5 protein-coding genes are annotated in these 15,386 nt (G+C 47.7%); 3 read left to right on the top strand and 2 right to left on the bottom strand.

The annotated features are described in order from the left end of the window. The first annotated feature begins 2 nt into the window (after nucleotides 1–2). Genes BMX95_RS28650 through BMX95_RS28640 form a run of 3 tightly spaced genes read left to right on the top strand, consistent with a single transcriptional unit; the run spans nucleotide 3 to nucleotide 10,709 of the window. A complete protein-coding gene (locus BMX95_RS28650; RefSeq protein ID WP_133053902.1) occupies nucleotides 3–2,090 on the top strand; it encodes a fibronectin type III domain-containing protein in 2,088 nt (695 codons plus the stop codon). A 9-nt stretch (nucleotides 2,091–2,099) separates the two neighbouring features. After that, nucleotides 2,100–5,321 carry a SprB repeat-containing protein gene (locus BMX95_RS28645; RefSeq protein WP_081200093.1) on the top strand — a complete coding sequence of 1,074 codons (3,222 nt, stop codon included), beginning with the start codon at nucleotides 2,100–2,102 and terminating at the stop codon, nucleotides 5,319–5,321. A 33-nt stretch (nucleotides 5,322–5,354) separates the two neighbouring features. Further along, the gene (locus tag BMX95_RS28640; RefSeq protein ID WP_081200095.1) at nucleotides 5,355–10,709 is read left to right on the top strand and encodes a hypothetical protein; all 5,355 of its coding nucleotides are present in this window, start codon (nucleotides 5,355–5,357) and stop codon (nucleotides 10,707–10,709) included. Nucleotides 10,710–10,794: 85 nt separating this feature from the next. On the opposite strand, the gene BMX95_RS28635 is transcribed toward BMX95_RS28640, so the two are convergent. Both BMX95_RS28635 and BMX95_RS28630 read right to left on the bottom strand, forming a co-directional pair. Then, nucleotides 10,795–11,238, bottom strand: coding sequence for a hypothetical protein (locus BMX95_RS28635; protein WP_081200097.1), 444 nt, complete (start codon nucleotides 11,236–11,238; stop codon nucleotides 10,795–10,797). A 190-nt stretch (nucleotides 11,239–11,428) separates the two neighbouring features. Further along, complete coding sequence (locus BMX95_RS28630) at nucleotides 11,429–15,208, bottom strand: glycosyl hydrolase family 28-related protein (protein ID WP_081200099.1); 3,780 nt, start codon at nucleotides 15,206–15,208, stop codon at nucleotides 11,429–11,431. Nucleotides 15,209–15,386 lie beyond the last annotated feature (178 nt).

Below are 15,386 nucleotides of genomic sequence, written 5' to 3'. Positions count from 1 at the left end.
CTATGAAGCGTTCCCTATTTCTTTTATTTACCGGAATGATGCTGGCTGGAATTGGCGCCAGGGCGCAAGCCGGTAAAATGAGGACGACACAATTAAGAATGATAGCGCGGCCCGACAGTACGGGGCATACCATCCGGTTGCGATGGGCGGCTACCAATGCTGCATTATGGAAACAGACCAATCAATATGGATTTATACTGGAACGATATACCGTATTGCGCGATAAAAAAATGCTCGATGTGCCGGAGCGGAAAGTGCTGGGCATGCCCATTCACTCAAAACCATTGAACGATTGGGAGGCGCTGGCAAAAAAAGACCAGAACGCGGCGGTGATCGCACAGGCGCTGTATGGCAGCGATTTCCAGGTGGGCAGCGTAAGTAAAGGCATGGGCCATATTATAAACCAGTCGCAGGAATTGGAACAACGGTATAGTTTCTCATTGTTTGCGGCCGATATGAGTTTTGAGGCGTCGTTGCTGGCCGGCTGGGCATACGTGGATAATGATATTCACCCGAATGAAAAATACCTGTACCGGCTTACCACCGCAGCGCCGGCCGCTATTGCAAAAGGAGATACGGCGGCGGTTTTTATTGGCGCCGCTGATTATGAATCCCTGCCTGCCGTGCAGGAAATACAGGCGCAATTCGGCAACCAGGTAGTGATGCTTATCTGGGATTTTAACCGGGTAGCCACGCATTACACTTCTTACTTCGTTGAAAGATCAGAAGATGAGGGCCGTACCTTTCACCGCCTGAGCGATGTGCCGGTTGCCAATTTGAACGAAGGCGAAAAACATGCCGCCAAACGGATGTACCTAACCGATACGTTGCACAATAACACTATCCTGTATCAATACCGCGTGCGTGGCATCAATCCATTTGGCGAAACAGGGCCGCCTTCTGCCGTAGTAAAAGGAAAAGGCGTGAACATGCTGCCATTTGTACCCGGCATTCAAACCGCTTATGTGGATGAGAAAGGTATGTTGCAGCTGAAATGGGAGTTCGATGAAAAAGCAAACCCCCTCATCAAAGGGTTCCGGCTTAATATAGCCGACCGTGCCGAAGGGCCTTATAAAATATATCTCGACAGCATAGCAGCAACCGGGCGGGCACTGCAGATTAAAAACCCCATAGCAGGTTCCGGCTATTTTACATTGACGGCGATCCCAAAAGAAGGCGAGGGGCGAACCTCCTTTCCGGTACTGGTGCAACCGATCGATTCCATGCCACCCGCCATACCAGCCGGTTTGCAGGCTGTGATAGATTCAAATGGGGTGGTAACGCTTAGCTGGAACAAAAACAACGAACGCGACCTGATGGGGTATAAAATATACCGCGCCATGAAAAAGGAGGAAGAACCTGTGCCGCTGGTAGATTCGGTTTGGGCGGGTAATAAATTCCGGGATAAACTAAGCCTTAAGCTGCTGAATAAAAAAGTATACTATGCCGTTACCGCGCTCGATAAACGGTGGAACCAGTCGGCCATGTCGGCATTGGTGGAGGTAAAGAAGCCCAATATTATTCCGCCCTCAGCGGCCGTAATAACCCGTTATACAGTAAACAGTAATCTGGTTACACTGAACTGGATCAACAGTGTAGATGAAGATATAGCCGAACATGGATTATACCGCAAGGGCGCCATGGATTCAGGTTATTTCCTGGTGCGGAACTTTATTGGTAAGAACACTACCGGTTATACCGATACCATTCAGTCTGGTGCGGGGCAATACCAGTATTACCTGGCGGCCCGTAGCGAAGGCGGTCTTGTCACTGTTTCCGAATCGCTTGCGGTAACCATAACAGCAGACGGAGCCGGTCCAATGCAGCTTACCCGCCTGTATGCCTATCCGCAACCTGATAAAAAAAGAGTGGAGATAGTTTGGGACGATGAGCTGAAGCAGGTAAACACCTACCAGGTATACCGTGCCAGTGGCAGCGGCGCCTTTTCTTTATGGAAAGAACTCCCGGCCGCACAAAAAGGAATATATGATACCGAGGTACAACAGAATACTACTTACCAGTATGCGGTACGGGCGGTATTGTCCACAGGTGCTTATAGCGAAATGAAAAAAGTAACGGTAAATTATTAACAGTCTTCTATGAAAATACGTGTACTGTTGTTGATGACGGTCTTAATGAATACAGCGTTGACAGCGCTGGCGCAGCCAAAGTATAAAGTTAAGCTGGTTACCCAAATATACTGTCCCAAAAATGACCATTACCGGGAGGTATGTTCAGGTAATTTTATAAACGAAGCCGCGCAGTTTTTTGATGGGTCAAGGGTAAATGTTGCCCAGGGACGGTTGAACAATCCAGATAACGGATTTGGTCACGATCTGAATGCGATGGGACAAAATGGATGTACGGGCGCCGTTAAACGATATTTTGAAGATTCCATCACCTATGAAACCTCCAGGTGGCTCACGTCAATTTGGTTCAGAAGTAAAACCGACGAATCACCCTCCTTTGGAAGCGGCTGTACCAGTTTATGTGATAATCAGTATAACTGGCCGGTGAACACGGGGCCGGGAGTCGTCCACCAGTTTCACAGCGATCCCTTTCCCTGTTATTATGGCAATACAGAATTATGGATCTACCCTGAAAGGATCGATATCACCGACCCTTCCGGAGAAAAATATTTACCCAGCACAGCCCGTATAGACATTACGGCTACGCCTGGCTATCCGATGCAGGTATACAACTGGCAGTATAACATTGGCGGTACTGGCTGGGTCGATTTCCCTGCTGCTACCAACACTGCCGGCAAAACCAGTATCCAGGTGTCGGGTTATGATCTCATGGGGACAAACTTTGATACCATCCGCCACTCGAGCGTTTTTATCCGGGTAAAAGAAGATTTTTATGAATCTGAAACACTGACTTTAAAACCTACTATCCCGGCTCCGCGTATCACCGCCCTTACGCCCATTGCCAACAAATGTTTTGGAGAATCGAACGGGACCATCACGGTGCAGTTTGACCGTGCCCTGGTGCCGGGTGAATCACTGTCAATAATATTGAAAGATACGATCAACCGCCCCCCTAACATTACAGCACCAGATGTTACCCTGGATGCAGATAACAAATATACTTTTCCGGATACGCTGGCACCGGGTGGTTTCAAGGTCGATTTGCTGGGTAGCATTATCACAGGTCCCGATACCATAGCCAGTTATACCCGGGAAGACGGCCATCATGGAGTAACAGGTTTTGTAAGTCCTGCTGCCGTTGGTTTTAACAACGGCGCACGCGATGTGTATTGTTATGGCGGTGCAGATGGCATCATCAATTTAACGGCTACAGGGGGCGACAGTAGTTATAGGGCCGGCTATAAAAAAGTACAGGACGCCAACTGGCAGTGGGTTCCATTTGCTTCTGTCATGCAGCATACCATTACCGGTCTGGATTCCGGCGTGTACCAACTGCGCGTAGTGGATGGCAATAACTGTTTTACAAAAGACGCCGGCGGCAACGAAAAGATAGCCACCCAACCCGTCGATCAGCCGGCGCAGCCTTTGCTGGTGGATCACCGCGAATTCAAAAACCCGCTGGCATACGGTTATACGGATGGGCAGGCACTGGCCATTATTATTGGCGGTACCCCGTTTAATGGCAATAGTTATAACGTGACATGGAACAACGTCTCCACCGGCGCTGTATTGAGCATGGTCACCAATTCAGTCAATCCTTTTACCACTACGTTGCAACAAATAGGCGACGGCGCTTATATTGTTACGGCTACTGATGGTCATTACGCATTGACGTCCGGCGCCAATACCGCGGGTTGTATAGTGCGGGATACTTTCCAGTTGCACCAGCCACCGCCATTGGTTGTAACCGTGTCTGAAAACAAATATGTGTCTTGTAACGGCGTAAACGATGGCGAACTATATGCCAACGCACAGGGAGGTATCGAGATCCCCGGCCAACGATATGTGTACCAATTGTCTCAAAATATAAATGGGTTCTGGGCAGTCGTTCACCAGGGCGACAGCATTGTTACAAATGTTGGTGCCGGTACTTATAAAATGGCGGTTACCGATAGTAATAATATTACCAGGGAATCTGTGCCGTTTACCCTTACCCAGCCCAATGTGCTGGCCGTGAATCTGAGCAGCACACCGGTCGACTGTCATGGCGGCACCAATGGTACTGCCTCGGCTATCATCAGCGGCGGCACTACGCCCTATTCGCTTGACTGGAGCACAGGCAGTACCGCGCTTACCATTACCGGTTTGCAACAGGGCGGTTACCTGGCTTATGTAAAAGATGCACACGGCTGCGAAGTGCAGCAGCAGGTAAAGGTGCTTACCCCCAATCCCATATTGATCAACAATGCGGTTGTTACACCACCGGTATGTACCGGCTTTTGTAATGGCGCTATCAACTATAACACTTCCGGGGGCGTACCGCCTTACAGCTACCGTTGGAGCAATGGCAGTACCACGCCTGCAATTTCCGGGCTTTGTATTGGCACTTACAAGGTGACCATTGCTGATACCCGGGGTTGTACCACCCAGGATTCATTTATCGTAAAGGATCCTTTGCCGCTTACGATTGACCTGGGGCCCGATATTACTTTATGTGCCGGCCAAACCTGGCTGGCAAGTGCCGAAATAGCTGATCCCCATGCAGTATATAGTTGGAACGGACCTAATGGATACAGCGCCGCTACTGCAGCCGCGTCGCTGGTTGCCGAAGGTAAATATGAAGTACAGGTAACCGATAGTAAAGGTTGTAAGGGCGGTGATGCCATTACCATTACCCGCAGCAACGCCACGGTTGCGGCAGAATTTTTCTCGAGCACCCAGGGTTTTAAAGGCAGCAAAATAACCTTTGTCAATATGAGTAAGCCCTGGCCCGAAACCGTTGCCTGGCTGCTGCCTGCCGGCAATGCCGTTACTGTGGTTAGAAAGAATGATTCGCTGGCGGAACTGCAATTCAACGATACCGGCACCTATCGCATTGGTATGCGTTCGGGTGTTGGCAGTTGTTCAAAAGAATATTACAACAGCATTACCATCCTGGAAGGACAATCGTTCAATGATCCCGGTACCACTACCGACCCCTTTGTGCTGGATTTTAAAGTAGCGCCCAACCCCAGCAATGGACAGTTTACGGTTACCGTAGGCTTGCAGGATGTGGCGGATATTAACCTGCGGCTGGTTAATCTGCTCACCGGCGCCATACTGGATGAACGGCGTCAGCGGGGCAGCAAAAATTATTCGGTTCCCTATAATATAAACCTGGGAAGCGGTGTGTATGCCCTGGTACTGGAAACGGCCAACGATAGCCGCATCTTCCGGGTGTTGATCTTATAATAAAAAGGTTTCGGTTTTAAAGCGTGTATAACAATGAGAGTTACCCTATATAAGAAAGCTATAAGCCGGTTGTTGCTGTTCGTTTGCTTATTGACCGGCAATATGGTTATTGGTCAGCAATACCCGGTGCAGATAGTGCCGCAGTTGCAGGCGCCATATACTTTGAATCTGAGCGATTATTATAATGGCACCCAGGAAAAACTGGTGGTGCTGCTTACCAATACCGATTTGAACAAACCGACCGCGCAGGTAAGGTTACGCATGAGCATACAGGGGCAGGTGGCCAAACTGGTGAGTCGTGATAACATGTATTATCCGCCCATCCACCTCGATGCCGGTATTCCACTCCGCATAACGCTGGGCGATCTGGCGCCATATTTCAATGCAGACAATCTTATATTCCAGGGCATCACGCGTGCACAATACGTGCAAAGCGGTAAGCTGCCCGAAGGGTTCTATCAGTTTTGTTTTGAAGCCATAGAAACCGAAACCGGCACCAACCAGGTGGTAGGCCGCAGCTCCTGCGCCATGGCCTGGATCAGTCTGAACGATCCGCCCCTGCTGAACCTGCCCGTAAAGGCAGAAAGCATCGTATATAAAGATCCGCAAAACATCATTTTCCAATGGACGCCCCGGAACTATAACAGTCCGGTAAGCGCTTTCAATACCGAATATGAATTTACGCTGGTTGAGCTGTGGGACAATGGCGTGGCACCCGAAGCGGCCTTTGGTACTGCCCAGCCTTTGTACCAAACTACAACAAAAAGCACCACATTATTATATGGCCCTGCAGAACCTTTATTGCTGGCTGGCCACCGCTATGCCTGGCGCATCAGGGCCCAGGTGCCCGAGGGGGCTGAAGGAGGAGATGTTTGGCGTAACAATGGCTATAGTGAAATATACTGGTTCACCTGCCAGAACAACTGTGCCGCACCATTGAATGTACAGGCCGAAATAAAAAACGGCAACGTTACTGTTACCTGGGTTTCAAACCCCAATCAAACTGCCTTTATTGTTGATTCCCGCGAAAAAGGACAAACAGCTGCCACCTGGTACAGTGCCACTACCAATACCAGCCGCATGATGCTCACCGACCTGAAAAAAGATAAAACATATGAATACCGGGTGGGTGGTACCTGCGATAACGGGAATACGTATACTTACAGCGATATAAAAACGCTGACCATGGGTAAAGACAGTGCGGTAGACAGCACCTGTGGCATCCTCACTGCCGAACCCAATATCACCAACCGTAAAACCGTGCAAACACTGTTGACCGGTGATGTGGTCGTAGCCGGGGACTTCCCGGTAAAACTAACGCAGGTGAGCGGCCAGAGCAGCTTCACCGGAGCGGGTTATGTTACGGTGCCCTTCCTGGGGCAAAACCGGGTGAAGGTAAAATTCAGCAGTATAAGCGTCAATACCGACAAACAGCTGATCGGTGGTTATTTTGAAACAACTTACGACTCAACGGAGAAACAGATTGCCAATCTTGACCAGGTGCTCGATGGGGGCAAAGATGCAGGCATTGTAATTAGAGGTGTTGACACTGCCAATTACTACATCGATATGGTAATTCCCGGTGTAGAAAACATTAAAGTGGAGTTGAATGAACCATCGGAGCACAATGGATACAGTACCGGCGGCGGCGCTACGTTGATCATTACCGGCCCAGATGGTTCCGTAAAAGAAATAAAAGTAGACCAGCTGCCCACCACTATAAAAGACAAAGACGGTACTATTTATGGGATTGACAAAGACGGCAAGGTTACCAAAGTAGGCGAAAACGGTTCGCTTGGAAAGATGACGAAGGCGGATTTGAATACGCTGCAACCCAACAAAGCGGTGGTGCGTTTCATACCGCATAAAGACCAGCATTACGCATTCGATGCTTATCAGCCTGTTTATGCCAACAGCGTGCTGTATAAGGAGAAATATGAAAAGCTGGCTGGTGATTATTATGTAAACGCCAAACTGGTGACGGAAGCAAGTGTCGATGTAGTAAAAGCGGAGATCACCATAAAAGATACTGCCATCAAGGCAGACAGTGTTCGGTTCATTACGGCAAAAGGCATTCGCTTTGAAAGTAAACTGCTGTCGGCCAATACCTGGGAAATACACATCGTAGGCGGCCCCGGGGGCGATGCGCAGGAGTTGTATGCGTTGTACCCCAATAGCGATACTACTTATTTGTCACTGGGTAAACTGCTGATTGCCTCCTACAAGCCGCAAAACCTCAAACTGGTACTCGTGCCGGTAAATGACGCCAACATTGACAAAGCGGCAATCAGCCAGCAGCTGAATGCTATTTACAATCCCGTGGCGGTTTCGTTTGAAGTAACGCAGGATGCGGCGTTCAATGATAAAAGCTGGGACCTGAATCATGATGATAAACTGGCCGTATCGGGAAGTGGATGGTTATCGATGCTCACTGATGAAATGCAAGCATTGAACAGTACCTATGCCAAAGCACGTACCGTGCAGAATGATGCCATTTACCTGTTTGTAATGAACAGCAGCGATAGCAGCATTGCCGGTGATATGCCGAGAGGAAAACAGTTCGGCTATCTCTTTAATGGTGCCGATGGTAAAGTAGCTGCCCATGAATTAGGACATGGATTGTTCAAGCTGAAACATGTGTTCGATAGTGATTATGGATTTAAACAGGGGCAGCTGTCATCGAATGTGATGGATTACCCGGCGGGTGACAACTTTACCAAATACCAGTGGGATGCGTTACATGATCCGGGAACCGTGATCAGCATTTTCGAAAAAGATGCAGATGCAGCACTCAGAATGGACAATGTAACCGACTTTGAAAAACTGAAGAATGTAAAGACAGGCACCTATACGTTCCTGTCGCCCGGTGGTATGCCGGTTACGCTTCCGGCTACGGCAACAGCTATCAACATCAGTGAGACCAATTATTTCAACGGTATCGGAGAAAAAGATTCACTGGGAAGGATCTCGTTCGGAACACTGATAGGTTTTAGTTTGCCTGCGAATGACAAGATGATACGCTACATAGCAGTTGGTACAAATGGACAGGGAGCCAACGCATCGGGAACCTTTATGGGGTATTTTTATACAGATGACAGCGGCCGAAAAGTCTATATCGATAGCTTGTCGGCCAAAGAGACTGAACGAAATGTCATCATCGCCTTTCCAGCAATGAAAGCTGATACCACCTTCAGTGTAAAGGCCAGATGGGCGCAGATGAAGGAAGAAACATGGAAAAAGACCCGGGACTCAGGATACAGGGCCAGCGGGTATATGGTAAATGCTGAAGTGTATCTGTTGGATATTGCTACGGACGGTTTGTTCGACAGGTACCATTCTCCAAAAGTACCTGTATATGACATCCCCGGAGCTTATTCAGAATTTGAAGGAAGTGTGGAAGCTGCAGCCTTTTTGAAGGATAATACGCTGACAGATGTAATGCCCTTGCCTATTTTTATGAATATAGCCAACCTGATAAAATTATACCCCGATGAATATGCCAGATTTGTGTGCTCCCGTGATGGCGATGTATTAAAGATGAGTGGGTATATGACTAATCCCTTTGATTTTTCTTATAGCGATTTGGAGAAAAAGGCGAATCCATACCTGAATGCGTTTACCCGGTTTATTGAAACAGTTAAAAAGCAAAATGGAAGACTGGCAGTTGCTACCGATGTTAAGGAAATAAAAGACATCCTGGCTACTATGTGTGCCGAGGACTACTATCGCCTTTCTGCCACCGAAAGGATCCAGATCATAAAAGTGTATACGAATGAAAGTAACTGGATCACCGGCTGCCTCGTAGATGAGGAACTAAAATGTGAAGAGGGGCAGCTGATACAAGTGGTCAGGACCGTGCCAGATCCCGAGCAGGCTGCAGCGTTATTCAATTACCTTAATAGTGAAGATAACCTGACCGTTTTATACAGATTGGTGCATGATGTAGACGGCCATAATCATAATGCTATGATGGAAGCCCTCTTTGAACTTTGTAAAATGAATGATGAGCGTAGTGGATTTGATCGCGGTGACCTGCCGGGTAACAGGCTTTTTTATAACGCATCATTTGACTATGACGAGTTCTCTATTACCGTAAATACCGATCAAATTGATTTTTCCGTTCAGCATGTACCGCGGTTTACCATCCATGAAAGAAAAAAACAGGTATTCAAACCGGAGATCAATTCTGACAAACAGAAGAAGCTTACCACTTACATGTATGATAATGGATATGGAATTATCAATTACATTAAACCGCTGGATGCGGTTACGGTGGTCTTTGGCGAAGATTTTGTACTCACCGATCAAACCGTGTTATTCCATAGTGGGGACGTAATACGGATGCCCGCCCTGTACCTGTGGCACATGTTAGATGTAGATGCGCGGCAAACAGCTCAGTTATTACGAAACAACGCAAAGAGTTTAGCGGAGAAATCCGTATCCTACTTTAATTTAGCTGAGGAAATAAAAGTATTGGAATATACGATGACCGCAGTAGACCTGCTATTTGACGCCTATGATAGTAAGCTAAGGCCTGCGATTGACATGGAAAAGTTAGATGCAGGACAAAAGGATATGGTATCGGACTTTGATAACGTGTCAAAAGCTTATAAGCTTTACAAGGACAAAAAGGAAGCATATGAAAAATGGAAGGGTAGGTATGAAACGCTGAAAAAGTACTGGCCGGCGATCCGGAGTCTAAGTACAAAACAACTTCCCGCAGATTGGGACAAAGAGGCTATGAATACACTGTACGAGAAGATCCTGAAATTTGAAGAAGAGCCCGTGAAAGTGGTAGCCGAAGACTGGAACGCAGGATGGAAAGATTGGGAAGATTATGATAAAAAAGAAATAAATGGCGAGGAGATGGCTAGTGTTGGCCAGCGATACTATTCCCGGCAGGCGGTTAACGCAGGTGCTGCCAACAAGTATGGGGTGTTGCCTGCAGATGTAGACAAAGCTATTCACGACAGCAGGGACTCTGCTTACATATCTGGTGACAGAAAAGGCTGGGTGCATGATAATGACCGGATCATGATAGTTACAGATGTCACTACCGAGAAATATGTAAAAGGGTTGTCGATTGTAGACTGGAATACCATCGGTCTGCCAAAGGCAGTTGAGCATGTAAAATTCAAAGAGTCTCGTGATCCGAATGATAAAGTGGTCTATCTGGTGGGGGATTATCCCTCTGGATGGCCAGGCGCCCGTTTATTACAGGCTTGTAAAGAAGCATTCCATGATGTGTTCATACGATATAATGGCCGCCTGAATACGCCCAATGTTACCTATACAGGTTATACAAAGGAAGGATATAGAATAGAATTTTATTTCAGGAATGATAAAATTGAATCTTGCAATTTCTATTATAACACAGGGAAGAAGTGAGCTGATAGAAAGAAACAGACAATAAAAAAAGGGGCTCTCCCGCTGTGTGGGGAGGCCCCTTTTGTTTATGTGCGCTGTTTAATTATTATTTCTCTTCTTCAACGGAGATATCCCAGTTACCATTGGCTGAGTTAACGGAGATGTAGTAATTACCGGCTTCCTTTGTAATGTAAGTTTCGGAAGATTCGGTTTTCTCGCTCTCTCCATCAGGAAAGCCGCCTTCTTTGTTCAGGTCTGTACCTTCAGGCACTACATAAAATGCAAACATGCCCATCTCATCTGCCTTAAAGGAGTATTTAACTCTTGCCTTGCCGCCGTTTAAATGAAAAGAAGCAGAATTCTTTGTGCCGGAACCTTTCAGCGACAACACTTCTGTCCATTTCTTTTCAGTGGACGAAGCAGTTGCAGGTTCTGAAGATTGTTCTGCCGCTGTGGTTGCATCATCACAGCCAGCGAGGATCATGGCGCTGAACGCTACTAAAAGACCAGTTGTAAGGATTGTCTTTTTGTGTACAAAAAACATTTTCATGGTATAATTTTTTAGGGTTTACATACGTAAGGCATGTAAATGAAAAGGTGCGAACCTATTAATTATCGGGCGGTTCAAAAACCGTTAAAACACCTGTTTTTTTCCATGAAAATGTTTGTAAGCCGAATGCCTGAAAAAAAGATGCCGTCTCTGTGTAAACAGGACGGCATCTTTTTTTTAAATAGATCTGTTATTGTACCACCAGCTTGCTGGTAATTGGTTTGCCATTATGCACAGACAGTTCCAGGATATAATTTCCTGCAGGTAATTTGTGATCGGGTGTAATGGGGATCAGTTGATTGCCATTGGTAACCGACACTTTTGTGCTGTATACAGACTGTCCGAGATGATTGAACAGTTGAATCTGGTAATTACCGGTTGCCTGATTGATCATCTGTACATTGATCTGTTTGCCGGTAACCGGGTTCGGGAATACTACAGTCTGCATTGGTAAAGGTTGATTCACCGCGATCATGCGGGCGCCGGGACGAACGAACGTTACATAATTGAGGTTGAACCCACCCGTTAATTCTACAATCCGCAAAGTTTGTACACCTGCTTGCAGGCTTGGTGTTGTTACCGTTACTGTTTGATATTTTTGCCAATCAGTGGTATTGGGAATGGTAATGGTACCTGAAATATTAACGCCGTTCAATTCAATATAGAACTGGCTGCCATTGCCGGGCGATGCAACCCGTGCCTGAATGGTGTATACACCTGCAGTGGTAACATTTACGGTGTATTTCATCCATTCATTGGCGTTTGTCCAGCCCACATCATAGCCACCTTCACTACAATTTTCTATATCAACACCTTCTGTTGTTCTGTATTGTCCGCCGGAGTTTACGGCATCGGCGTCGTTATAGGCAACGCCTTGTCCGCCCTTGTCAAAATCTTCTGCTTCAATTTTACCGGGTATGGCAATGGCCTGTACTGGAATGGTATTTACCTTGCCCCATACGTACAACTCATGTATTGACCAGTAATTGCCTTTAGAACCGGTTTGAACGATCCTGATATAACGGCCAACTGCATCCGGGAACAGGATCAGTGTCATACCGGGTGAACCAACGCCCGAAGCGATGGGGCCCGTCCAGTTAGTGTTATCGGTAGAAACATATACATCATAACCGGCAGGATCATCATTAGGACTTTGCGATGCGTCCAGTACGATCCGGTTGATGGTGTTGGTTGTTTTCATGTCAACCGTAAAGGTTTGCCCGGGGACCTGAGAGCCGTTGGTAGCCCAGCGCGTGGTAGCATTGCTGTCGAGTGCGTACCTGGCGTCGCCATTGGTAGCAGAAGCGGTGGCTGTCCAACCCTTTCTGTCTAACGCACCGGCAGTAGACACCGACCAGCTATTGCCGAGGTTGTTCTTCCATAAGGCTACTTGTGCCGGGTGAATGTTTGAACTGTCTATGATGGAAGAGCGCGCCGACAAATGCGACTCGGTATTGGCATTTAAAATCGCGTTGTTGCCCCATAACCAGGAATTGTGCAGGTTGAGGGCCCCTGCCTGTACATTTCCCCAGCGTACGCGGCCCGGACTTTCAAAATTGGCGGTTTGCCAGTTTATGGTTCCACCCTTAAGTTGAATGCCATTGTCGGGATTGCCCCAGTAATCGGAGCTGTAAAAATCAGCCGTTCCGGTAAAACCGGAATTGGTAACGATGTAACTGTTGGCCGTATCGTTCAATGAAACGATCTGGGTGTTGATGAAGGGGAGCCCGGCAGTGCCGATGCCATTGAAGGCAAAGGCCTTTCTGGCGCCATCGACACTAACGCCCACGCTGATACCGGAAGCGTTTGCTCCTTCTGAAAGCAATGTCAGGCCATAATTAGCGCCATACACAAAATCATTATAAAGCGTTTCGTTCTGGCAATCGCCCAGTTCCATCCAGCTTACGTTGTTATAATTGTAAGCATAGACCAGTGAATCGCCGTTTCTGGTAGGCGCGTTGGGCCAGGAACCGAATTTTGATTCAGAACCATTGGCAAAATAAATGGTATTGAAATGAAGGTTGTAAATCCTGCCGCCATTCGAATTACCGCCTACACGAACCGCAGTGTGAAATACATGTCCGGCCAGGTAGTCGATATAATGGTTGTCGCATTTGTTGGTAAACAGATCAACCCCATTGTAGCTGGCGCGAATGCCGATGTTGATAATGTATACATCGCTGCCCAAACCCTGAATGGTGTAAGGATATTGCGGGAAGTTGGGGACCAGGTCACCCTTTTGTTCGGGATAATTGAACACCAGCCCGCGGATACCGCTGCCTGCTGACAGCCGCAGGAAAGGAGTACCACCGGGATTGCCTTTATCGGCATACGCTTCCAGAATGCTGCCGGTGCCGGTAGGGGCGCTGCTGACATCATTGGCGCCTTTCAGTTCCACATTGGTAGGCACCGTAAGATGTCCTGATACCTTATATTTTCCCGGCGGCAGGAACACAATACCACCGCCATCGGTGCCGGCCTGGTTCAGGGCATTTTGAATGGCTGTTGTGTTGTCAGTTACCCCATCGGCTTTTGCATTATAGGGTGCAGCCGTGGCCAGGTACAATACCTTTCTGGAAGGCATGTGTGTTTCGGCAGCTATAGTAGTGGGTACATCCGGCATTTTTGACAATGACAGGGGTGTATCGTCGATACTGCTTACATAGTAAGAGTTGTTTTGAAAATTGGAACCATTGCTGTACCGGTTGCTGGTAAGAATAGCGCGGCCACGTGAACCGATCACATTTTTCTGACTGCCGTTATTGAAATCGCAATCAGATGCGGTAAAGGTTCCACCGGCTATATTTACTTTTCCACCGTTGACAGTTGATTGCTGCATCAACAAGCTGCCGGTTACGGTAGAGTCGATAGAGATGGCATTGTTGGTGGCTGCGATAGTACAGCTGTGTAATTGAATAGCGCCTCTTTTTGAATAAGGGTTCAGAACAAAACCCGATGCACAACCGGTAACGGTTACGCGGGAGAACATAATGCCTACTGTTTGCAGCCCATCTACCTGAACGGCCGTATTACAGTTGGAGAAGTTCATGGCGTAGTTACTGCCATTTGGAAAAGCGCCGGGATTGGCCACCGATTCGGATACCCAGAAACCTACATTATAACCTTCCACATTTACGAAGGCGGTGTTGGTCCAGTCGTTACGACGCATTACAATACCGGCGCCATTCTGGTAGATCCAACTGGCAAAGCCACTGCCGGCGGCAGGTGCATTGGCCAATCCGGAACCAGCCCAGTAGACCGGTGAAAAATCCAGGTATTGCACCCGGCCCACATCCACGATGTTATCGAGCTGAATGCCTTTGTGCAAAGGGGTACCGTAAATATTCCAGATAACCGGACAGGTACCACCGTTTGCTACGGAAAATACGATCCCGTCATACACGTTAACCAACGTGAGGTTTTTGGTATTGCAGAATTCATTACCAAAATAGTTGGGCTGGCCAAACAGGATGGCAGGCGGGTAGGGGACAATGTTATCGGGCAATTGTTCAGGGTACCAGATGCTCAGGTCCTGCACCTGTGCCGAAGGTTGCATGGTGATAAAGGCGGCCGCATTGGCATTGTTACGGCCGGCGTAAGCCATTAAAATGGTACCAACAAGCGGCTGGCCTTTTACCGGTTGTTGCCATTCGCCCCGCAGGGTAATACCTTTAGGAATGGTAAGGTTGCCCTTGATCACGTATTTCCCTTTGGGTACAAACAAGGTACCACCACCCGCTTTGCTCAGGGTGTTCAACGAGCGCTGAAAAATGTTGGTAACATCAGTGACCCCATCGCCCGTAGCGCCGGAGTCGGCCACGGAGATGCCAATAACAGGTGCATCGGTGGTGGGGTAAGAAGGAGTGATCAAACGCCATTTTTGGGAAAAGGCCGGAAAAGAACACATAAGGATAAGAGCGAGCAGGGACAAGGTAATGCCCCGCTGCGCATGTGCCTGGTTGTTTTTCATACAATAGATTTATTTCGGTTAAGCATGGGATTGGTTAGCAATTAACAGGCCGATCTGACCAAATGCATGAAGCATATTTATGCACCTGTATGACTTACTATGGCAAAACTCACCCCCTAAGTTGTCGTTTTTACACCGTATAAAATCCACCAGGGAATGATAGTTTTGTGTAATCAAT

The organism is Niastella yeongjuensis, from assembly GCF_900110245.1.
GTDB classification, from domain to species: Bacteria; Bacteroidota; Bacteroidia; order Chitinophagales; family Chitinophagaceae; genus Niastella; species Niastella yeongjuensis.
Note: the sequence above shows the minus strand (reverse complement) of the source record. Positions and strands in the feature narration are given on the sequence as shown.

Bases quoted from the DNA above. Each gene is read 5' to 3' on its own strand.
- BMX95_RS28650 (WP_133053902.1), top strand. From the start codon at position 3: ATGAAGCGTTCCCTATTTCTTTTATTTACCGGAATGATGCTGGCTGGA.
- BMX95_RS28645 (WP_081200093.1), top strand. From the start codon at position 2,100: ATGAAAATACGTGTACTGTTGTTGATGACGGTCTTAATGAATACAGCG.
- BMX95_RS28640 (WP_081200095.1), top strand. From the start codon at position 5,355: ATGAGAGTTACCCTATATAAGAAAGCTATAAGCCGGTTGTTGCTGTTC.
- BMX95_RS28635 (WP_081200097.1), bottom strand. From the start codon at position 11,238: ATGAAAATGTTTTTTGTACACAAAAAGACAATCCTTACAACTGGTCTT.
- BMX95_RS28630 (WP_081200099.1), bottom strand. From the start codon at position 15,208: ATGAAAAACAACCAGGCACATGCGCAGCGGGGCATTACCTTGTCCCTG.